The organism is Galbitalea sp. SE-J8 (genome assembly GCF_030345695.1).
Classification (GTDB): domain Bacteria; phylum Actinomycetota; class Actinomycetes; order Actinomycetales; family Microbacteriaceae; genus JAUASV01.
The window spans coordinates 32,151-52,687 of record NZ_JAUASV010000007.1; the positions used below are offsets into that span (position 1 = coordinate 32,151).

A 20,537-nucleotide genomic window follows, 5' to 3' on the forward strand; every position below is an offset into this window, starting at 1 on the left:
CTCAGTCGAGCGTGCTGTCGACGCGCGTTCCCGGCGCGAGCGGGACGGTGGACGCCCGCAGCGCGCCGACGACCTCCCAGTACACCGCGGTGTCGGTCACGGCCATGTTCGCGACGCTGTCGGCGCCGCCGAGGAAGAGCGGGTGGGTGTACTCGACGCACTCGTCGAACGCGAGCACCGCATCCCCCGCGCCGTTGGCCTCCCGGAAGTCGTCGTACTGCGCCTGGCCGAACAGCTGCCCCACGAGGTCGTTCTGCAGGATCGCCCCGAACTCGGGCAGGGTGCACAGCTCCTGCACGGCTCCGCCCGCGAGGTCGGCGACGCGCAGCTCCTGCTCGCCCCACGCTCCGCCCGCGAGCGGCTGGCGCACGGTCAGGATCTGACGGCCCTGCCAGTCGAAGGCGAGCACATCGACCTGCGGATCCGGGATCTCCGGGAACGCGGCGCGCACGTAGGCGCGGAACTCCGGGCCGCTGACCGCGTCGTGGAAGCGCAGCACGCCCTCCTCGAACGAACGACCGCAGTAGCCGGCATCGGCGAACGCGCTCGGAGCGCCCTCGGGCACGTACGGTCCGCCCGCGTGATCGATGCCGGGATCGACGGTGAGTGCCATGGGATCCTCCTGGGGGCAGAGCTGCTGGCGGTGGTGCGGAGGCACGCGCGGGCGCCCCTGTCACACGCTACCGGCGCCGTCTGCGACGGTTGCGCGTCATCCTCAGGGCGTCCGCCGCCGCTCCGGGTGTCAGGCCCGGGCGAACCCGGGCACCGAGTCGAGCAGGTCGATCGACGCGTCGATCTGCTCGAGGATGCGCGCGGGCGGCCAGGCCGACGACCCGCCGAACGTCGCCATGGTCGCGAGCTCCGTGACGTCGTAGAGCAGTGCGCTCGCCCGGTCGACGTCGCGCGCCCGCTCCCAGCGCTCCGGCTGCTCCTGCAGCCGCTTGAGCAGCGCGCCGTCGAGCCGGTTGGGCAGCGGCGACCAGCCGGCCGGGATGCTCACGCTCGCGTCCAGGACCGCGACGGCTGCCGCATCCCCGGCGCGCTGGGCGAACAGCCGGGCGACGTGCACCGACTGCCGGATCGGCTCGTACAGCGTGACGTTCCCGGTGAACGGAACGGCCGCGACGGTGCGGGCGAGCGCGACCGCGAGGTCGATGCGGCCGTAGACGGACAGTCGCACGGTCGCCTCGGACAGCCGCTGCACGGCGGCCGACTTCGTGAACGACACGTCGCGGGCGGCCTTCGCGAGCGCCGCCGCGACCGGCTTCGGGACGTCGATCGAGGCATCCGTGAGGATCGCCACCACCGCGGGCGCGAGCTCGGTCGTCGCCGCGACGAGCTCCGGACTGGCCGCCACGCACTCCCCCTCCGTCGGATCCACGCTAGCCGAGCCGGCTATTCGATCGTGATGAGCCTGATGATCGTGCCGAAGTCGAGGTCGGCGATCTGCGCGCGGATCTGCGCACCGAGACTGCGGTTGACGCTCGGGTCGAGCGCCTTCAGGTTCAGGATGTCGTCGGCCGCGCCGCCGAGCTGCAGCTCGTGGATGTGGTCCACGTCGAGCCCCCTGAGCGCGTCCTTGCCCGTGACGCTCGCGAGCAGCTTCCGGGCGTCGAACGAGCGCGACGCGTCGTCGACGACGGTCTTCACGAGCCTGCCCTCGTCGGCGAGGTCCTGCAGGGCCGTCACCTTCTCGATCGCCGCGACCTTCTGGGTGTCGTTCCAGCCGTCCTTGAACCTGAGCGCGATCGACGGCACATCGAGGTGCGTGGCCGTCTCGACGACGGTCTTCATCTCGGTGACCGCGACGTCGGCGGTCTTCAGCGCGGTTCTCGCGGTGGTCACCGTCGTCGTGAGCGCCCCGAGGGCGCGCGTGCCGGTCTTCGCGAGCGTGCTCAGACCCTTCATGACTCCCGCGGCCGTCGTCAGCCCCTTCGCGCCGGGGATGCAGTCGAGCAGGGCGAACACGACGTCGCCCCAGCCGGCGCGACCCTGCGCCATCTCATACAGGGTGTCCGCGAGCACCAGCAACGCCGCCGCGAGCACCACCCACGCCAGCGGACCGCCGATGATCAGCACGATGACGCCCGCGATCGCCACCACGACCTTGCAGATCGTGATGAGGGTGTCCCACAGCTCGGACTGGAAGACCCTGTCCCACCAGTGCTCCTTGCCCAGCCCCGCATCCCCGGCATCCTTGATGCCCCGCTCCGTCGCCGACTCTCCATCCGCCCAGTCGCCGCGCGCCTCATCGACGAGTCTCTTCGCGGCGTCGATGCGGCTCTGCGCCGAGGAGATGTCCGCCTTCGCGCTCGCCACGCGCCCCGCCGCGACATCGCGGTTGTTCCTCGCGGCCGTCACCTGCGCATCCGTCGGCGTCCCCGCCGGGGACTCGTCGTCGTCCTGGTGCGCATCGTGCCGCGACTTCGCGGAGGTGTACGAGCTGTTGTAGGTGTCGTAGTCCGCACTCGCGTCGTCGAGCCTGCCCTGCGCCGACAGCAGATCGCTGTGCGCGGACTTGGCCTGGGTGAGCGCCCGATCGGCGCGGTACTGCGTGTCGTCGATCGTCTCCGACCAGCCCTGCAGCACGTCGCCGACGCCGGAGTAGGACGTCACGGCCTTGTCGAGGTCGGAGGGCATGTCCTCGACCTTGTCGACGAAGCTGTCCGCCGCATCCGAGTTCCAGATCCGCGACAGGTCGGCGCCCTGCACCCTGCGCAGCATGTCGGCCGCCTCCCGCGCGGTCTCGCCGATCGTCGCGTACTCGCGAGCGAGCAGATGGACCTCGAACCGATCGCCCGGCACCGGATCGGACCCGTAGCCGACCACATCCCAGCCCTCGGGACGAGACATCGCTCCACCTCCGCACCTCGACGCGTTCCGTCAGGCTAGGCGAGCCGCGCCAGCCCGGGATTGCGTGATGCACAGGCTTCTCGGAGAGGCGGCCGCGCTCGTGCCGATCGGTCGCTGTCCCGCTGCGCCCGTCATGCGCTCTCCACGTCAGAGCGTCCGTTGCCCGGCGTCTCCAACGGCCGGGTCCACAACCGGTGCGGCAGGTCCCAGGCCGGATCGTTGTCGGGGTCGCCGATGTTCACGGTGTTCTCGCTCCGGCGACGGAACACGAGGTCGCTCGGGGCGGGCAGACGATGTTCGATGTCGGCGGGAGTGACCGGCCCGTAGACCTTGACCGTGCGGCGGGCGATGTCGTTGCGCAGCCCGGTGCACGTGGACTCCCGCACCGTGTAGCGCTTGTCCGCGTGGATGACGCGCGTCAGCGGCGTGAGGCGCGCGTACCGCTCGTGGTGCTCCCTGGTCACGGTCCGTCCCGCCCCTGGACGCCCGGAGTGAGCCGGCCGGAGTCGGTCGGCTGCCCGACCCGGCGTCACCAGCATCACGAGATGGAGACCTGCTGACCGCCCGATCCGGAGATCGTCTTCTCCTCGCTCGACTGGGTGAGCGAGTCGGCGAGATTCTGGTCGACGTCCCGGTACTGCTCCATGCTCTGGTCCAGCATGTCGATGAGAGCCCCCGCGTTCTCGTCGATCTTCTTGCGGTTGTCCTTCCAGCGGTGCTCGAAGTGCTCGAGGGCGCCGTGCACCTTGCCCGAGCCGAGGCTGCCCTCGTTCGAGTCGATCTTGTCGGCCGTGTCGGCCATGAGGTCGCGCACCTGCTTGAGGTCCGACGACAGCCCGGAGAGACCGTCGATGTCGACGATCAGACGATCCTTCGCCACAGCGATCCCCTCCCCGCGATGCGCGCCACGCGGTCCGTCACGCGGTGCCCGCCCCGAACGGCGGGCACCGCGTGAGAGCCGTCGGGCTACTTGAGGCCCTTGGCGAGCTTGTCGTCGACGTCGGCGAGGGTCTCGGCCGCCGTGGTCAGGTACCCGGCCATGCCCTCGAGTCCGCCGAGGGTCTTCTTGACGCCCTCGTTGAACTCGTCGTAGGACAGGTCGAACTGCACGGACGCCTTGTCGGTCTTGAAGCCCGTGTCGACCAGGTTGCGCACGAGCTTGCGCAGGCCGTCCATCAGCACCTCCGCGTCGTGCTGCCCGGACTTGAGCTTGCCCGCCACGTCTTGCAGGTCCTGATAGGAGACGTCGAGATTGGCCATGGTGTTTCCCCTTCCGCCGGTCGATTCACCGATGCTTCGCCCAGGGTAAGAACATTTCGCGGATGCCCGCGCCGGGCTGTGCACAGCGACCAGATCGGGTGCGGCCGTTCCGCTCGCGCCGGCTCAGGTGACGTCGCGGCGCCAGCTGACGAGGTGGCCGATCGCGAGCAGCACGACCGCGAGGCCGAGCAGCACGAGGCCGCCCTGCCACCACTCGAGCGTCACCGACGACCCGCCGCCGAACGCCGTGTAGATGCTCGAGCCGACGAGCGCGTCGCTCGCCGCGCCCGGGAGGAACCGGCCGAGCTGCGCCGTCCAGTCCCACACGCCCGACCCCAGCCGAAGGATCGGCTCCACGAACTGCGTGAACGCGAGCACGACGACGATCGACGCGATCTGGTTCGGGATGAGGGTGCCGATCCCGACGCCGACGACCGCCCAGAGCGCCATCGCGACGACCACGCGGGCGATGAGCGCCCAGGTGTCGCTCTCGCCGAGCTCGGCATCCGTTCCGGTGGCCGCGAGCACCGAGGCGCCGAGGCCGACGGATGCCACGAGCCCGGCGACGCCGAACACCGCGCCCGTGCCGGCCATAACGACCGTCTTCGCGGCGAGCACCGTCGCCCGGCGCGGGGTCGCCAGGAAGGTCGGGGTGAGCGTCTGATGGCGGTACTCGCTCGTGACCGCGAGCGCGCCGATGATGAGCGGGAACACGTAGCCGATCGCCGTGGCCGTGCTGTAGACGAGGGCCGGCACGCCGTCGATGGCCGGGCCGCCCTGCTCGCGCATCCGGTCGCCGAGCGCGCCGAACAGGAACGCGAGCAGGCCCGCCGTGAAGCCGATGTAGCCGACCAGCACGATGAGCAGGATCCACCACAGCCGCGTTGTGGTGAGCTTGAGCGTCTCGGCCCGGATCGCGGCGATCATGCCGACGCTCCGTTCTCGCCGGTGAGCTGCAGGAAGAGCTCTTCGAGCCCCGCGTGCTCCTCCGACACGTGCGTGAGCGGCACCCCGGCGGCGAGCGCGACGCGGCCGATCGCGTCGGCCGTGGCGCCGCGCACGACGAGGCCGCCGGCATCCGTCCGCACGTCGAGACCCGCCGACGCGAGCGCGCTGCCGAGCGAGGCGCGGTCGAGGGCGTCGACCCGCACGGATGCCCCCGTGCCGAGCCCGTCGAGGTCGCCCTGGTAGACGGCACGGCCGCGCGCCACGATGACGACGCGGTCGACGCTCTGCTGCACCTCGGCGAGCAGGTGCGACGACACGAGCACCGTGCGGCCCTCCACGGCGAGGTGGCGCAGCAGGCCGCGGATCCAGCGGATGCCCTCCGGGTCGAGCCCGTTCGTCGGCTCGTCGAGCACGAGCACCCCGGGGTCGCCGAGCAGGGCGAACGCGAGGCCGAGCCGCTGGCGCATGCCGAGCGAGAACCCGCCGACCCGGCGGTGGGCGACGGATGCCAGGCCGACGAGCTCGAGCACGGCGTCGACGCGAGCCGCGGGCACCCGGGCCGCCGCTGCGTACACGACGAGGTGGCCGCGTGCCGTGCGGCCCGGGTGGAAGCTCGATGCCTCCAGGGCCGTGCCGACGCGGGTGAACGGCCGGTCGAGGGCGCGGTACTCGCGTCCGCCGATCGTCGCCGTGCCGCTCGTCGGGGTGACGAGGCCGAGCAGCATCCGCAGGCTCGTGGTCTTTCCGGCGCCGTTCGGGCCGAGGAATCCCGTCACCGTGCCCGGCTCGACCGTGAAGCTCAGGTCGCTCACCGCGCGAACCGGGCCGAAGGACTTGCTGAGCCCTCGGAACTCGATCGTCGATCCGGTCATAGCCCGAGGCTAGAGGGCGCGGGGCCGCGACCACATCGGCCATGCGGCGGAGCGCGCCGCTCCCCCGCGCGGCGGATGCGCCGCACTGGTCAGCTCAGGAAGCCGCGCAGCAGCGCCGCCGTGCCCGCGAGGTGCTCGCGCGCTGCGTCCTCCGCGCCGGACGCGTCGCCCGTGAGGATCGCGACGACGAGAGTCTCGTGCTGCTGGTTCGAGTGCTCGATGTTGGGCGCGAGCAGCGGAATGCGGTCGAGCAGGTCGTTCACGGCCGTGCGGTTGTCGGCGAGGAGCGGCACGAGCGTCGGGATGCCCGCGAGCTCGGCGATGGTGAGGTGCAGCCGCGAGTCGACGCGGCGGTAGTCGGCGGCATCCGCTGCCCGCGTCTCGCGCAGCCGCGCATAGAGCGTCTCGCGCTCGGCGGCCGTGAGCGCGCGGCTCGCGGCCGCGCGCGCCGCGCCCGGCTCGAGGATGTCGCGCAGCCCGAGCACGTCGTCGAGCTCGGCCGCGGTCGGCGCGGCGGCGGATGCGGACGGCGCCGTCGCGTCGTCCGGCAGCGTCTCGGCGACGAAGGTGCCGCCGTAGCGCCCGCGCCGCGACACGAGGTAGCCCGCGTCGGCCAGCGCGCGGATCGCGTCACGCACCGTGTCGCGGCTCACCGAGAAGCGCAGCGCGAGCTCGCGCTCGCTCGGCAGTGCCTCCCCGGTGGGCACGACGCCGAGGCGCACCGTCTGCAGCAGGCGCTGCACGGTGTCCTCGAACGCGTTGCCCGACCGCACCGGCCGGAACAGCGCCTCGGTGACGACGTCGCCGGCCGGCTCCGCGGCGCCGGACGCGGGACTGGGCGGAACGGATGCGGCCACGGCTGCCCCGATCAGAGCGGCGTCACGTAGGCGGAGGCGATGCCGCCGTCGACGAGGAACGTCGACGCCGTGATGAAGCTCGCGTCGTCGCTCGCGAGGAACGCGACGGCCGCGGCGATCTCCTCGGGCTCGGCGAACCGTCCCGTCGGCACGTGCACGAGGCGGCGCTGGGCGCGCTCGGGGTCCTTCGCGAACAGCTCCTGCAGCAGCGGCGTGTTCACCGGTCCCGGGCACAGCGCGTTGACGCGGATGCCCTGCCGCGCGAACTGCACGCCGAGCTCTCGCGTCATCGCGAGCACGCCGCCCTTCGACGCCGTGTAGGAGATCTGGCTCGTCGCCGAGCCGAGCACCGCCACGAACGAGGCGGTGTTGATGATCGATCCGCTGCCCTGCGCGGTCATGTGCCGCAGCGCCGCGCGCGAGCACAGGTAGACGCTCGTGAGGTTCACGTCCTGCACCCGCTCCCACGCGGCCAGCTCGGTGGTCTCGATCGAGTCGTCGTCGGGCGGCGAGATGCCGGCGTTGTTGAACGCGATGTCGAGCGAGCCGTACTCGGCGACCGCCGCGTCGAACAGCGTGTTCACGCCGGCCTCGTCCGTCACGTCGACGGGCACGAACATGCCGTCGACCTCGTCCGCCGCGGCGGTCCCGGTCTCGGGGTTGAAGTCGCCGATGACGACCTTCGCGCCCTCGGCGGCGAAGCGCCGTGCGGTCGCGAGCCCGATGCCGGAGGCGCCGCCCGTGATGACGGCGACCTTGCCCGCGAGGCGCTGGGTGAGGTCGAGCTGCTGTACTGCCATGGGTTCACTCCGTGCTGATGAAGACGTTCTTGGTCTCGGTGAAGGCGGCCGCGGCATCCGGTCCGAGCTCGCGGCCGATCCCCGATCGCTTGTAGCCGCCGAACGGGGTCGAGTAGCGCACGCTCGAGTGCGAGTTGACGCTGAGGTTGCCGCTCTCGACGCCCCGCGCGACCCGGAGGGCTCGGCCGAGGTCGCGCGTGAAGATCGAGCCGCTGAGGCCGTACACCGTGGCGTTGGCGAGCGCGATGGCATCCGCCTCGTCGTCGAACGGCAGCACAGCGACGACCGGCCCGAAGATCTCGTCGGTCACGAGCCGGTCGTCGCGCGAGTCGGGGATGACGACGGTCGGCGGGAACCAGAAGCCGCGCCCCGAGGGCGCGCTGCCGCGGAACGCCACCTGACGGTCGTCGGGAACGAAGGAGTCGACCCGCGCCCAGTGCTTGCGCGACACGAGCGGCCCCATCTGGGTTTCCTCGGCGCGCGGGTCGCCGACGCGGAACGCGGTCACGGCGGGCTCGAGCAGCTCGAGGAAGCGGTCGTAGACGCTGCGCTCGACGAGGATGCGGCTGCGGGCGCAGCAGTCCTGGCCGCTGTTGTCGAACACCGCACCCGGCGCCGTGGCGGCGGCGAGCTCGAGGTCGGCGTCGGCGAACACGACGTTGGCGCTCTTGCCGCCGAGCTCGAGCGTGACCGGTTTGACCCGGGCGGCAGCGCCGGCCATGACCTTCGCCCCCGCGGTCGTGGATCCGGTGAACACGATCTTGCGGATGCCGGGGTGGTCGACGATCGCCGTGCCGAGCACGGGTCCCTCCCCCGGGAGCACCTGGAGCAGCCCCGCGGGCAGCCCCGCGGCGAGCGCGAGCTCCGCGAGCCGCAGCGCCGTGAGCGGGGTCCACTCGGCGGGCTTGACGATGACGGCGTTGCCCGCGGCGAGCGCCGGCGCGAAACCCCAGGAGGCGATCGTCATCGGGAAGTTCCACGGCACGATGACGCCGACGACGCCGTACGGCTCGAGGAACGTCACGTCGATGCCGCCCGCGACCGGGATCTGCGCCCCGAGCAGCCGCTCGGGCGCCGCCGCGTAGTAGCCGAGCACGTCGGCGACGTGGTTCGCCTCCCACCGGGCGTTGCCGATCGGATGCCCGGAGTTGCGCACCTCGAGCTGCGCGAGCTCCTCGGCGTGCGCGCGCACCACGCCCGCGAACGCGCGCAGGTGCTCGGCGCGCGCCGCCGGGGCGAGCGCGGCCCACGCCCGCTGGGCGACGTGCGCGGCGGCGACCGCGTCGTCGAGCTGCTCGGTCGTCGTGTAGTCGAGCCGGCGGATGATGCTCTCGTCCCGCGGGTCGACGAGGTCGATGCCGGTCACGCGTTCCCCTTCGACAGGCTCAGGGAGCGGGCGGCGGGGCCCAGGGAGCGGGCGGAGCGGTGCGCCCGAGCGGCGTCGACGAGGCCCGCGAACAGCCGCAGATCGTCGAGCGTCTCCTCCGGGTGCCACTGCACGGCGACGCCGAACGGCACCGTCGTGAGCTCGACCGCCTGGATCGTGCCGTCATCCGTGCGCGCGCTCACGCGGAGCCCCTCGCCGACCCGGTCGACGGCCTGGTGGTGGTACGACTTCACGGCGAGACCGCCCGACCGCTCGAGCAGGTCCGCGAGCCGCGTGCCGTCGTCGACGCTCACCTCGTTCGTCGCGAACACGCCGCCGCCGAGGTTGTAGCGGTCGCTGCCGACGACGTCGGGCAGGTGCTGCAGCAGGGTGCCGCCGCGGGTGACGTTGAGCACCTGCAGGCCGCGGCAGATGCCGAGGAACGGCAGCTCGCGCTCGATGGCCGCGGCGAGCAGGGCGTCCTCCCACGCGTCGCGATCGAGCCGCGGGGCATCCGTCGTCGGATGCGGCTCCTGCCCGTAGCGAGCCGGGTCGACGTCCTTGCCGCCGGTCACGATGAGCCCGTCGATGGCGTCGAGAACGGATGCCGCCACCTCCGCGTCGACGGGCTGCGGCGGCAGCAGCACGGCGATGCCGCCGGCCCGGGTGACGGCGTCGAAGTACTGCCGCGGCAGGAACGACGCGGGCCCGTCCCAGACCCCCTGCTGCGCGCGCTCGAGGTAGGTCGTGAGACCGATCAGCGGCGCGGTGGAGCCGTGCCGGTCGCGGGGTCCCAGCGCCGACGGAGCCTGCGACGTCGGGTGGTTAGAAGCGCTCAAAGCCGCGCACCCGCTCCCAGTCGGTGATGGCGGCGTCGAACGCGGTCTGCTCGACGCGGGCGTTGTTGAGGTAGTGCTCGACGACCTCGTCGCCGAAGGCCTGGTGCGCGATGGCCGAGCCCTCGAACAGCTCGGCCGCCTCGCGCAGGGTCGTCGGCACGCGCGGCTTGCCGCTGCCGTAGGCGTTGCCCTCGAACAGCGGCTCGAGCTCGAGCTCGTTCTCGATGCCGTGCAGGCCGGCGGCGATGATCGCGGCCGTCGCGAGGTACTGGTTGACGTCGCCGCCCGGCACCCGGTTCTCCACCCGCAGCGACGCGCCGTGCCCCACGACGCGCAGCGCACAGGTGCGGTTGTCGAGTCCCCACGCGATCGCGGTCGGCGCGAACGAGCCGTCGACGTAGCGCTTGTACGAGTTGATGTTCGGCGCGAAGAACAGTGAGAGCTCGCGCATCGCGGCGAGCTGCCCGGCGATCCAGTGCTCCATGAGCGGCGAGAAGCCGTGCTCGCCGTCGCCCGCCATGACGGGCGAGCCGTCGGCGCCGCGCACCGAGAGGTGGATGTGGCAGCTGTTGCCCTCGCGCTCGTTGAACTTGGCCATGAACGTGAGCGACTGCCCGTGCTGGTCGGCGATCTCCTTCGCCCCGTTCTTGTAGATCGCGTGGTTGTCGCACGTGTTCAGCGCGTGCGCGTAGCGGAACGCGATCTCCTGCTGCCCGAGGTTGCACTCGCCCTTGACGCCCTCGCAGTACATCCCGGCGCCGTCCATGCCGAGACGGATGTCGCGCAGCAGCGGCTCCATCCGGCTCGACGCGAGCAGCGCGTAGTCGATGTTGTAGTCGGATGCCGGCGTGAGCCCGTCGTATCTCCTGGCCCAGGCATCCCGGTAGGTGTTCTCGAACACGATGAACTCGAGCTCCGTGCCGACGAAGGGCACGAGATCGCGCGCCGCAAGCCGGTCGAGCTGCGTCCGCAGGATCGCCCGCGGCGACTGCACGACGGGCTGGTCGTCGAGCCACTCGAGGTCGGCCATCACGAGCGCGGTGCCCGGCAGCCACGGGATGCGGCGCAGCGTCGACAGGTCGGGCCGCATCGCCATGTCGCCGTAGCCGCGCTCCCACGAGCTCATCGCGTAGCCCGCGACGGTGTTCATCTCGACGTCGACGGCGAGCAGGTAGTTGCACGTCTCGGCGCCGTGCTCCTGCACCTCCTCGCGGAACAGCCGAGCGCTCACGCGCTTGCCGACGAGCCGGCCCTGCATGTCGGCGAACGCCACGATCACGGTGTCGACGTCGCCCGCGTCGATGAGCAGCCCGAGCTGATCGACGGTGAGGTTGCCGGATGCCGGAACGGCGATCGATGCGGCCATCGGAGGTCCTCCTCACGTCGCCCGATGCGGGCTGACCCGACCATTACAGCACAGCGGGTAGACGACTCCTCCGTGGTTTGTAACGCGTTGTTTACGTCCAAAGGTAGACATCAGGTACCAATAGCCGACACGCTGACGGTCATCGCGCGCGCTCGTGCGCGCCCCAGTCCAGCGGAGGAACGATGACCGATTCGACGAAAGCCTCGGGCGCCACCTATCGGAAGGCCGAGGCCGGCTACTTCGAGAAGCGTCAGCTCAAGCGCTCGGCGGGCGTCTGGGGGCTGTGGGGCCTCGCGGTCGCCGCCGTCATCTCCGGCGACTTCTCGGGCTGGAACGCGGGCATCGGCTTCGCCGGCATGGGCGGCTATCTCATCGCCTTCGCTCTGCTCATCGTGATGTACTACGGCCTGATCTTCTCGATCGGCGAGATGGCGGCCGCCATGCCGCACACCGGTGGCGCGTACTCCTTCGCCCGATCCGCGATGGGCCCGTGGGGCGGGCTCGCGAACGGTCTCGCCGAGACGGTCGAGTACGTCGCGACGACGGGAGTCGTCGTCTACTTCACGGCGGCCTACGCCGATCAGATCACCGGTGACCTGTTCGGGGTGCACCTGCCCGCCCCGCTATGGTGGGCGATCCTGTACGCGCTGTTCATCGCGCTCAACGCCGCTGGCGCGGCGATCTCGTTCCGCTTCGCGATCGTCGTGTCGGTCATCTCGATCGCGATCCTCGTCGTGTTCGGCATCATGGCTCTCGCATCGGGTGCCTTCGACTGGGGCAGCCTGTGGAACATCCCCGTCGACGAGTCCGCTGTCGGGTCGAGCGGCTGGCTGCCGAACGGCATCCTCCCGCTGCTGTTCGCCCTTCCATTCGGCATGTGGCTGTTCCTCGGCATCGAGGAGCTGCCGCTCGCGGCCGAGGAGTCGCACAACCCGGCGAAGGACATCCCGCGCGCCGGCGTCTGGGCCCGCGGCACACTGCTCGTCACCGGTCTCATCGTCGTCTTCCTCAACACCGGCGTGCTCGGCGCGAAGGACACCGCGGACTCGGGCGAGCCGCTGCTCGACGGCTTCCGCGCCATCCTGCAGAACGATCAGCTCGCCGCGGTGCTCTCGCTGCTGGCCCTCATCGGCCTGCTGGCCTCGCTCATGGGCATCATGTTCGCCTACGGGCGGAACATGTACTCGCTTTCCCGCGCCGGGTACTACCCGAAGTTCCTGTCGTACACCGGCCGCGCGAAGACGCCCTGGGTCGCGCTCATCGTGGGCGCGGTCATCGGCTACCTCGCGCTCGTCATCGTGGATGCCGCGGGCGGCACCGACAGCTCGGCGGGCAGCATCGTGCTCAACATCGCCTGCTGGGGAGCGATCGTGTCGTACTGCCTGCAGTCGGTGTCGTTCATCATCCTGCGCCGCAAGTTCCCGAACGCGAGCCGGCCGTACCGCAGCCCGTGGGGGCTGTTCGGCGCCTGGTCCGCGCTCGTGATCGGCGCGGCGACGTTCATCGGCTTCCTGGTGAACCCGGACTTCCAGCTCGCGATCATCGCGATCATCGTCGTGTACGTGCTGATCTTCGTCGGCTTCGCGCTCTACGGCCGGCACCGCCTCGTGCTGAGCCCCGAGGAGGAGTACGCGCTGTCGGGCGGCCTGCACGGCGACCCGCAGGCGGAGGGCTACGACGCCATGGAGGCCGAGGTCTTCGACGGGACGAAGTAGGACAGGGCGTCCGATCGCGGATGAGGCGCCGCCGCCTGGCGGGGCCTCATCCGTGCCGTTCGTCTACTTCGCGGGCACGCGGTTCTCCGCGCTCACGAACCAGGAGAACTGCTCGAGCTTCTCGATGATCTCGTGGAAGATGTCCGACGTGGTCGGGTCCTCCTCGTCCACCTGATCGTGCACCTCGCGGATCGTCGCGACGGTCTGGTCCAGGCGCTGCACGATGAGGTCGACCGTGCGCGCGGTGTCGACCTCCCCCGACGGGTACTCCGGCAGCGTCGTGGTCGCGGCCACGGTGTCGCTGCGACCGTCCGGAACGCCGTGCAGCGCGCGCATCCGCTCGGCGATCTCGTCGCTGAACTCGCGAGCCGCCTCGACGATCTCGTCGAGCTGCAGGTGCAGGTCGCGGAAGTTCTTGCCGACGACGTTCCAGTGCGCCTGCTTGCCCTGGATGTGCAGCTCGATGAGGTCGACGAGCACCTTCTGGGTGTTCTCGAGCAGGGTCGTCGAGGCGAGGAAGCCGCGCTCCTTGTTCTCCCGGCGGCTCTTCTTCGCTCCGGCCCCGGCGGGGACGGTGGCGGTGTGGTCGGTGGTCGTGGTCATGGTTGTTCCTTTCCTCACCGGTGATCAGGTGGTCGCGACGGGTCCGGCGTCGACCCGGTGGCCGCTCTCGACCGCCCCGCCGACCGTCGCGTCCGAGACGAGCGCCGAGCGTCCCGCGATTCCGAGGTCCATGCGGTGTGGGTCCTTTCGCCGTCCTCGTACCGGTCTACGCGCCGCGTCGCCGAGCCCCAAACCGGCTCGTCGAAGCTGTGAGGCGCCCGACCGGACGCTGGCCGTAGGAGCGGATGCCGCGGGCCGGCATCCGTCACCGGGCGCGCAGGAGCGTGCGCAGTGAGGCCTCGGGCACCGCGTCGAGGTCGAGCAGCACCGCCCGCCAGGCGAGTCCGCCCTCGCCCGGGAAGCGCAGCTCGAGCTCCAAGCCGTGCACCCGGACGTGCGAGCACAGCAGGGTCGACAGGCCGCGCGAGTGGTTCGCCTCCAGCGTCAGCTGGCCGTAGCCACCTGGCGTTTGGCGCCGCGCGGGCGCATCTCGACGTCCGCGCGCTTCAGGAGCGAGCGCACGCGGCCGATCGAGTAACCGGTGTCTGCCTGGATATCCCGCACGCTCATACCGAGCTCCACGTACATATGACGGACCTCCGCCGCCATCTCGTCGGCCTCGAACTCCGGAACGCGCTGGAAAGGCTGGATGTCCCCGCCGGCGTATCCGTGGTGGACCATCCCGCGGGGCTCGATGTCGGGAGCCGACTCGTCGCCCCAGGCCGTCCAGCCGGGTTGCGCGTGCCGGGCAAACATCTCCAGCCGGGGCCCGGGAGAGCAGGCCTCGATGAGGGCGTACTGCTCATCCGGCTTCCGGCTGTGCTCACGCTTGCGCGTCTCCAGCATGTTGACCTGCGAGCGCGCTGGCGCAAGAGTGCGCATCGATCCCTTTACGCCGAACAGCAGGACCTCCGTCACGTTGCGGAAGTAGAAGCCGACGCCGCGGCCGTCCGGGCCACCGTCCTTGCGTCGCTTCGCCCACACGATGTTCGAGACGTACCGGAAGCCCCAGGCGCGCATGACGTCGAGGCCCTCTGGCAGAAGCGCGTTCGGCACCCACAGGTAAAGGTGTGCGTTCTTCGCCGCGTGGCGACCGACGGGCAGCGCCGTGATGTCCGCGAGGTCCATCGTCGAGTAGCGATCCAGGCGCCGGTGCTCCGGTGCGACCTTCCCAGTGCGGTTGGCGAATCGCCAAGGCGGGTCGGCGAGGACGGTTTGGAAGCCGCCCTCGACGGTGGGGAGGGGAGCAGGTGCTGCGTCCGCTCGAAGCGGCTCGGCGTGGATCTTCACATTCGGATCTTCACATGCCCTTCGCGGTGCCCGTCGCGATGCGCTGCTTCGTGGCGGTGATCACTGCGTCCGTGGTCCGCAACGCCTCTGCTGCCTCATCGTCCGGTGTGGCCATCAGTACGGAGGTGAGTTCCGCTTCGAGCTCACGCAGGTCAGCCTGCGTGCGCGTCACCAGCACGGCGGCGTCGATGTAGCCGGTCTCGTAAAGGCTTCGGTACGACGCCAAGTCGCGGTCCAAGTTGCCGTCTTTGGCGTTCCACTCGCAATCGCCGGCGACCCTGCCCTTCACCCAGTCGGCCTTGTACCCCTCGAAGGAGACCGGGTCGGAGCTCACGAGACGCTTCTCGCTCTCGTTGTGCGGAGCGTAGGGGAACACGACGAGGGTGGTCTGCGTCACAGTGTCAACACGCGCCTCACGCCATCCCAACTCACGGAAGGCGCCGTTGAGCTTTTTCGCAACCGATCCCTCGCTGCCGCCGGGGAGCAACAGGTCGCGAGCTTCTAGCGTGAACTCACTCAGTACATGGATGACGTCGCCGTACAGCTCAGCGTTCGAGCTGCGCAGGATCGCCGAAGCGTTCCGCGTCTCACGCATTCGATAGCGGAGCTGAAGCGTCTCTGGCATGTACTCGCGCCACGCTTCGGTCAGCTGCACGCAGTGAGCCTATGGGGCGACGGCAGAAACTACGTGGCGGCCGGCCGCCAGATAGCGCTCAGTCGTCGGACATTCGGTTCGGACGGTGATCAGGTGCGCGGAAACGGGCGGCCTGGCCAGCACTTCCGGTGCACCCCCTCGGACTTGAACCGAGAACCCACTGATTAAGAGTCAGTTGCTCTGCCAATTGAGCTAGAGGTGCGCGGCCCGAACTGACCGGGCCGAGCGACAACGTTAGCATGGCCGGGATGCCCGAGCGAACCACCCCCGAGCGAACCACCCCGGCGCCCCGGCGCCTCGAGGCCGGCGACCCCGCCCCGGCCTTCAGCCTTCCCGACCAGCACGGCGCCGCCGTCTCGCTCGCCGACTACGCGGGCGAGCGCGTCATCGTCTACTTCTACCCCGAGGCGCTCACACCGGCCTGCACGACGCAGGCGTGCGACCTGCGCGACGACGCCGGGTCGCTCGCCGCCTCGGGCTTCCGCATCCTCGGCATCTCGCGCGACGCCCCGGAGAAGCTCGCGCGATTCGACGAGCGGCACGGTCTGCGCTTCCCGCTGCTCAGCGACCCCGACCTCGTCGCGCACCGGGCCTACGGCGCGTGGGGCGAGAAGAGCTCCTACGGCCGGCTCATCACGGGCGTGCTGCGCTCCACGTTCGTCGTCGGCGAGGACGGCCGCATCGTCTTCGCCGGATACAACGTCAAGGCGACCGGCCACATCCGGATGCTGCGCAAGCGACTCGGCCTGACCTGACGCGGGTCAGTGTCCGCGCTCGCGACCGCCCAGGGCGGAGACCGCGGCGGGCGTGAAGACGAGCACGAGGGCCGCGATGGCGACGATCGCCAGCAGGATCGCGAGCAGCACCGCACCGGACTGCAGCGCGGTGATCGCGACGGCCGCGAGCAGCACCTGCACGACCACGGTCGCGCCGCGCACCCAGGCGCGACCGGCGACGACGGCGCGCGCCATGACGACGAGCCAGACCGCCGCGAGGGCGCAGAACGCGGCGAGCGCGACGGCGCTCGCGACGGACAGCGCGGGTGCCGCGATCAGGTCGACGACGAGCACGACCGTCGCCGCCAGGAGCCCGGCCGCCTCGACGAGCAGCACCCCGGCGAGGGCCGTGACGACGGCCGGGCGACGCCCCCCGTTCGCGGCAGGACCGTGCCCGAACCCCGAGTTCTCAGCCATGTCCCACCGACGAACCATTGATTTGCATGATTCAGTGTGCCACCCTGTGTGAGGTCGTTTTGGCGCCCCCGACGGTGTGAGCGCATTCCCCCGCGAACCTCCTCCCCTCTTGTTTCGCACCCGAATTCCGGGCGATCGTTCACGCCCGCGCAACACCGAAGGAGCACCACCTATGGATTGGCGCGACAATGCCGCCTGCCTGACCGCCGACCCCGAGCTGTTCTTCCCGGTCGGCAACACGGGCCCGGCCGTCGATCAGATCGACAAGGCCAAGTCGGTCTGCGCCCGCTGCTCCGTCACCGAGATGTGCCTGCAGTACGCCCTCGAGACCAGCCAGGACTCGGGCGTCTGGGGCGGTCTCTCCGAGGACGAGCGCCGCGCGCTCAAGCGCCGCGCCGCCCGCGCGCGCCGCGCCTCCTGACGCGACCGCGAAGCCACGCAAGAGCGCGGGACCTCCGGGTCCCGCGCTCTTGCGGTCTAACGGATGCGGTGGCTCACGCGTTCATCCAGGTCAGCGGCACGTCGATGGTGACCTCCGTGCCGCTGCCGACGAGCGTGTGCCAGTCGATCGCGCCGCCGAGCTCGCCCTGGATGAGCGTGCGCACGATCTGCGTGCCGAGCCCCGAACCGACCTTGCCCTCCGCGAGCCCGACGCCGTTGTCGCGCACCTTGACCGACAGCGTGTGGTCGGTGCGCTTCGCGACGATCTCGACCACCCCATCCGTGCGGCCGGCGAGCCCGTGCTCGACGGCGTTCGTGACGAGCTCGGTGAGCGCGAGGGCCAGCGGCGTCGCGTACGCGCTCGGCAGCACGCCGAAGCTCCCCTTGAGCCGCGGCCGCACCATGGTCGAGTGCGTGGACGCCACCTCGGCGATGAGCAGCAGCACGCGGTCGAACACGGCGTCGAAGTCGACGTTCTGACTGAGCCCCTCCGAGAGGGTGTCGTGAACGACGGCGATGGCCGCGACGCGGCGCATCGCCTGGGTCAGGGCGTCGCGCGCGACATCCGAGTGCGTGCGCCGGGCCTGGATGCGCAGCAGCGACGCCACCGTCTGCAGGTTGTTCTTCACCCGGTGGTGGATCTCGCGGATGGTCGCGTCCTTCGTGATGAGCTCCTGCTCCTGGTGACGCATCTCGCTCACGTCACGGCAGAGCAGGATCGCACCGACGCGCTCGCCCCTCGTGCGCAGCGGGATGGCGCGCAGCGTGATCGTGACGCCGCGCGCCTCGATGTCGGTGCGCCACGGCGCGCGCCCGGTCACGACGAGCGGGAGCGACTCGTCGACGACGCTGCGGCCGTGCAGCAGCTGCGTCGTCACCTCGGCGAGCGACTCGCCCTCGAGCTCGCCCGCGAAACCGATCCGGTTGAACGCGCTCAGCGCGTTCGGGCTCGCGAACGTCACGACGCCGTCGACATCGAGACGGATGAGGCCGTCCGACGCGCGCGGCGCACCCCGGCGCGGCCCGCTCGGAGCCCCGAGGTCGGGGAAGTCGCCCGCGGCGATCATCGCGAACAGGTCGTTCGCGCAGTCGTTCGAGGTGAGCTCCTGACGGCTGGGCGTGCGCGCCTCGCTGAGGTTCGTGTGCCGCGTGATGACGGCGAGCGGCACCTCGCTCACGGCCGAGCCGGACGGCGACAGGCGACGGATGACGGGCACCGCCCGCATCCGGGTCGGCGTCTCCTCGTACCAGGTCGGCGCCGCGGAGTCGACGATGCGCGCGGTCTCGTAGGCCTCCGTCACCTGCGCGCGCCACTCGGGCTTGATCGGCTGTCCGACGAAGTCGCGGTAGAACAGCGTCGCCGAGCTCGACGGCCGCGCGTGCGCGACCGCGACGAAGTCGTCGTCGTCGGTCGGCACCCACAGCACGATGTCCGCGAAGGCCAGATCGGCGAGCAGCTGCCAGTCGCCGACGAGCAGGTGGAGCCACTCGACGTCCGCCTCGGTCGAGCGACGCTGCGCGAGCACGAGATCACTGAGGGTCGACACGGCACCAGCGTAACCGCACGGATCAGGCGGCCCCCGCGGGCACCGGCACGAGCGCGAGCCCGCGCGCGAGCCGCTGCAGCTCGGCTCTCGCCGGGCTGCGCGGCGCGACCTCGGCCACCGTGCGCGCCGCGAGCAGCGCCGCGTCGAACGCCGCACGGTCGTAGGGCACGAGCGCGGCCGGCTCGATGCCGCCGAACCGGCCGAGCGTCTGCGTCACCTGGGCGCCGGGCGCCGCGCCGATCACGCTCGCGCGGAGCCGGTTCATCACGACGCTCACGCGCGCGTCGGTCGCGACCTCGAGCAGGTCGGCGTGGGTGCGGATGAGGCGAGCGATGCCGACCGGATCGGCCGAGCCGACCGCGACCAGGCGATCCGCCTCCGCCACGGCCGTGAGCGTCGCCGCGTTGCGTCGCGGGGCGAACAGGTCGCTCGCGATCTCCTCGTCGCTCTCCAGGCTCGCCGCCGTGTCGAGCACGGTCACGTCGACCCAGTCGCGACACGCCTCGAGCACGCCGCGCACCCGGTCCGCGGAGAGCTCCGGCCAGCGGCTCGGCCGGCCGAGCCCCGTGAGCGCCCAGAACCCCGTGCCGCCGAGCGAGTACCACTGCGCGATGCGCTCCAGCTCGCGGCGGTCGAGCGCATCGGTGGAGGCGAGCCGGCACGCGGCCGCGAAGCCGGGCGCCTCGTCGAGCAGGCCGAGCGCCGGCGCGACGGATGCGCCGTGCGTGTCGACGTCGGCGAGCGCCACCCGATGACCCGCGAGGGCGAGCTCGGCGGCGAGCGCGATCGCGATCGAGGTGCGCCCGGGCGCCCCCGTCGGACCCCACACCGCGATCACCGTGCCGCGACCGCTCGGCGCCACCGGCTCGCGCGGCGCGACGCCGCCCGCGATCGCCTCGAGCTCCGACCACCCGGATGCCGCATCCGCCGTCTCGAGGATGCCGAGCTCCGCGACGTGCCGCCGTTCCTCGTCGGAGCCGACGAGCGCGATCGTGCGCACGCCGCGCGCGTCGGCCGCCGCGACGATGCCGGGGGTCAGCTGCGCGGCCGCGGCGACGAGCGTCGCGGGCGCGGTCGCGGCGAGCGCGGACTCGACCGCGCGCGGCTCGTGCGGGCGCGCGACGACCGCGTGCCCCCAGCGCTCGGCGTCGCCGGCGAGCCGATCTCCGGCCGGACCGGGCACCGCGATGACGACCCGCACGTCACTTCCCCCCGCTCGCCGCGGCCACCGGGAGCGCGGCGGGCACGACGCGCAGCGCACCGCCCCCGGACATCGCCGCGATGAGCGCGGGCACGACGTCCCGCGGCACGAGCACCTCCACGGAGGTCGTCGCCGAGCCCGCGACGAGCACCGGCTCGTCCACGATGCGGGCCACCGCGACGTTCGGCGCGACGATCGCGGGCAGCGCAGCGGCATCCGCCTCGCCGCTCGCCGGAGGCACGGATGCCGTGCCCGACCCGTCCGACCACACGTCGACAACGGCACCCGGCTGCACGGCCGCGGCGAGCTCTCCGGCGAGCGGGACGACGATCGTCGTCGTGTCGACGCCCGCCGGGTCGCCCACGGCCGCCCGCGGCAGCAGCTCGCCGGTCCCGACGGTGCGCGTTACGACGACACCGTCCGCGAGCTCGCCGGGCGTGAGGTACAGCGACTCGGCGCCGTCCACCGAGACGCGCCGCACCACGACGTCGTCCGCGTCGATGCGGTCGCCGGGCACGACCGTCTGGCGGGCCGCGACCACCGCGACGGTGCGGTCGAGAGCGGTGACGAGCACCGTGACGCCGGCCACCGCGGCCACGATGAGAGCGACGCCGATCGCGAAGCGCGGGTCGAACCAGAACCGACGTCGGCCGGCGTGCGCCATGCTGTTCCTCCCCTGCGGTTGGACGGTGCGACCATGGTGGACGGTCGCGCTCCGCTCCCCCGCACTT

General features: G+C 71.5%; 24 protein-coding genes and 1 tRNA gene. 3 read left to right on the top strand and 22 right to left on the bottom strand.

Annotation, left to right across the window (positions count from 1 at the left end; all coding sequences use genetic code 11):
* Nucleotide 1: 1 nt before the first annotated feature.
* From QT381_RS06605 to QT381_RS06665, 13 genes are all read right to left on the bottom strand, one after another.
* The gene (locus QT381_RS06605) at nt 2-613 is read right to left on the bottom strand and encodes a hypothetical protein (RefSeq protein WP_289248027.1); all 612 of its coding nucleotides are present in this window, start codon (nt 611-613) and stop codon (nt 2-4) included.
* Between the two features lie 129 nt (nt 614-742).
* Nucleotides 743-1,357: a hypothetical protein gene (locus QT381_RS06610; RefSeq protein ID WP_289248029.1), complete on the bottom strand. Its 615-nt coding sequence runs from the start codon at nt 1,355-1,357 to the stop codon at nt 743-745.
* A gap of 38 nt (nt 1,358-1,395) precedes the next feature.
* On the bottom strand, nt 1,396-2,853 hold the full coding sequence (locus QT381_RS06615; protein WP_289248030.1) for a putative T7SS-secreted protein: 1,458 nt from the start codon (nt 2,851-2,853) through the stop codon (nt 1,396-1,398).
* Nucleotides 2,854-2,984: 131 nt separating this feature from the next.
* Nucleotides 2,985-3,317 (bottom strand): hypothetical protein, encoded by a 333-nt coding sequence (locus QT381_RS06620; RefSeq protein WP_289248031.1) that lies wholly within the window; start codon nt 3,315-3,317, stop codon nt 2,985-2,987.
* A gap of 74 nt (nt 3,318-3,391) precedes the next feature.
* Nucleotides 3,392-3,733: a hypothetical protein gene (locus QT381_RS06625; RefSeq protein WP_289248032.1), complete on the bottom strand. Its 342-nt coding sequence runs from the start codon at nt 3,731-3,733 to the stop codon at nt 3,392-3,394.
* A gap of 86 nt (nt 3,734-3,819) precedes the next feature.
* Complete coding sequence (locus tag QT381_RS06630; protein WP_289248033.1) at nt 3,820-4,113, bottom strand: WXG100 family type VII secretion target; 294 nt, start codon at nt 4,111-4,113, stop codon at nt 3,820-3,822.
* 123 nt (nt 4,114-4,236) lie between these two features.
* Nucleotides 4,237-5,040: an ABC transporter permease gene (locus tag QT381_RS06635; protein WP_289248034.1), complete on the bottom strand. Its 804-nt coding sequence runs from the start codon at nt 5,038-5,040 to the stop codon at nt 4,237-4,239.
* Nucleotides 5,037-5,933, bottom strand: a complete 897-nt coding sequence (locus tag QT381_RS06640; RefSeq protein WP_289248035.1) for an ATP-binding cassette domain-containing protein — start codon at nt 5,931-5,933, stop codon at nt 5,037-5,039. Before QT381_RS06640 ends, QT381_RS06635 begins: the two co-directional genes overlap by 4 nt.
* Nucleotides 5,934-6,022: 89 nt before the next feature.
* The gene (locus QT381_RS06645; RefSeq protein ID WP_289248036.1) at nt 6,023-6,790 is read right to left on the bottom strand and encodes a FadR/GntR family transcriptional regulator; all 768 of its coding nucleotides are present in this window, start codon (nt 6,788-6,790) and stop codon (nt 6,023-6,025) included.
* Nucleotides 6,791-6,801: 11 nt separating this feature from the next.
* The gene (locus QT381_RS06650) at nt 6,802-7,590 is read right to left on the bottom strand and encodes a 3-oxoacyl-ACP reductase (protein ID WP_289248037.1); all 789 of its coding nucleotides are present in this window, start codon (nt 7,588-7,590) and stop codon (nt 6,802-6,804) included.
* A gap of 4 nt (nt 7,591-7,594) precedes the next feature.
* Nucleotides 7,595-8,956, bottom strand: coding sequence for an aldehyde dehydrogenase family protein (locus QT381_RS06655; RefSeq protein WP_289248038.1), 1,362 nt, complete (start codon nt 8,954-8,956; stop codon nt 7,595-7,597).
* The gene (locus tag QT381_RS06660) at nt 8,953-9,753 is read right to left on the bottom strand and encodes a gamma-glutamyl-gamma-aminobutyrate hydrolase family protein (RefSeq protein WP_289248123.1); all 801 of its coding nucleotides are present in this window, start codon (nt 9,751-9,753) and stop codon (nt 8,953-8,955) included. The genes QT381_RS06655 and QT381_RS06660 overlap by 4 nt, the downstream gene beginning before the upstream one ends.
* Nucleotides 9,754-9,781: 28 nt before the next feature.
* Nucleotides 9,782-11,161, bottom strand: coding sequence for a glutamine synthetase family protein (locus QT381_RS06665; RefSeq protein WP_289248039.1), 1,380 nt, complete (start codon nt 11,159-11,161; stop codon nt 9,782-9,784).
* Between the two features lie 182 nt (nt 11,162-11,343).
* Here QT381_RS06665 and QT381_RS06670 point away from each other — a divergent pair, with 182 nt between their 5' ends.
* Entirely contained in the window at nt 11,344-12,876 is a 1,533-nt protein-coding gene (locus tag QT381_RS06670; RefSeq protein WP_289248040.1) for an amino acid permease, read from the top strand.
* A gap of 63 nt (nt 12,877-12,939) precedes the next feature.
* Here the strand turns inward: QT381_RS06670 and QT381_RS06675 are convergent, their stop codons facing one another.
* From QT381_RS06675 to QT381_RS06695, 5 genes are all read right to left on the bottom strand, one after another.
* On the bottom strand, nt 12,940-13,479 hold the full coding sequence (locus tag QT381_RS06675) for a Dps family protein (protein ID WP_289248041.1): 540 nt from the start codon (nt 13,477-13,479) through the stop codon (nt 12,940-12,942).
* Between the two features lie 265 nt (nt 13,480-13,744).
* Complete coding sequence (locus tag QT381_RS06680; protein WP_289248042.1) at nt 13,745-13,867, bottom strand: hypothetical protein; 123 nt, start codon at nt 13,865-13,867, stop codon at nt 13,745-13,747.
* A 56-nt stretch (nt 13,868-13,923) separates the two neighbouring features.
* A complete protein-coding gene (locus tag QT381_RS06685; protein ID WP_289248043.1) occupies nt 13,924-14,769 on the bottom strand; it encodes an MT-A70 family methyltransferase in 846 nt (281 codons plus the stop codon).
* A 10-nt stretch (nt 14,770-14,779) separates the two neighbouring features.
* Complete coding sequence (locus tag QT381_RS06690) at nt 14,780-15,424, bottom strand: BglII/BstYI family type II restriction endonuclease (protein WP_289248045.1); 645 nt, start codon at nt 15,422-15,424, stop codon at nt 14,780-14,782.
* A gap of 129 nt (nt 15,425-15,553) precedes the next feature.
* A tRNA-Lys gene (locus tag QT381_RS06695) sits at nt 15,554-15,626 on the bottom strand.
* Between the two features lie 46 nt (nt 15,627-15,672).
* On the opposite strand from QT381_RS06695, the gene bcp reads away from it, so the two are divergent.
* Nucleotides 15,673-16,179 (top strand): thioredoxin-dependent thiol peroxidase, encoded by a 507-nt coding sequence (gene bcp, locus QT381_RS06700; protein ID WP_289248046.1) that lies wholly within the window; start codon nt 15,673-15,675, stop codon nt 16,177-16,179.
* Between the two features lie 6 nt (nt 16,180-16,185).
* Here bcp and QT381_RS06705 read toward each other — a convergent pair whose 3' ends face one another.
* The gene (locus QT381_RS06705) at nt 16,186-16,617 is read right to left on the bottom strand and encodes a hypothetical protein (RefSeq protein WP_289248047.1); all 432 of its coding nucleotides are present in this window, start codon (nt 16,615-16,617) and stop codon (nt 16,186-16,188) included.
* Between the two features lie 172 nt (nt 16,618-16,789).
* Between QT381_RS06705 and QT381_RS06710 the strand changes: the two genes are divergently transcribed.
* Nucleotides 16,790-17,038, top strand: a complete 249-nt coding sequence (locus QT381_RS06710; RefSeq protein WP_289248048.1) for a WhiB family transcriptional regulator — start codon at nt 16,790-16,792, stop codon at nt 17,036-17,038.
* A 73-nt stretch (nt 17,039-17,111) separates the two neighbouring features.
* On the opposite strand, the gene QT381_RS06715 is transcribed toward QT381_RS06710, so the two are convergent.
* From QT381_RS06715 to QT381_RS06725, 3 genes are read right to left on the bottom strand one after another with little or no spacing between them, the layout of a single operon-like run.
* Entirely contained in the window at nt 17,112-18,605 is a 1,494-nt protein-coding gene (locus QT381_RS06715; protein WP_289248049.1) for a sensor histidine kinase, read from the bottom strand.
* Between the two features lie 22 nt (nt 18,606-18,627).
* Entirely contained in the window at nt 18,628-19,806 is a 1,179-nt protein-coding gene (locus QT381_RS06720; RefSeq protein WP_289248050.1) for a CpaE/TadZ family protein, read from the bottom strand.
* A gap of 1 nt (nt 19,807) precedes the next feature.
* Entirely contained in the window at nt 19,808-20,470 is a 663-nt protein-coding gene (locus tag QT381_RS06725; RefSeq protein ID WP_289248051.1) for an SAF domain-containing protein, read from the bottom strand.
* Between the last annotated feature and the right edge of the window lie 67 nt (nt 20,471-20,537).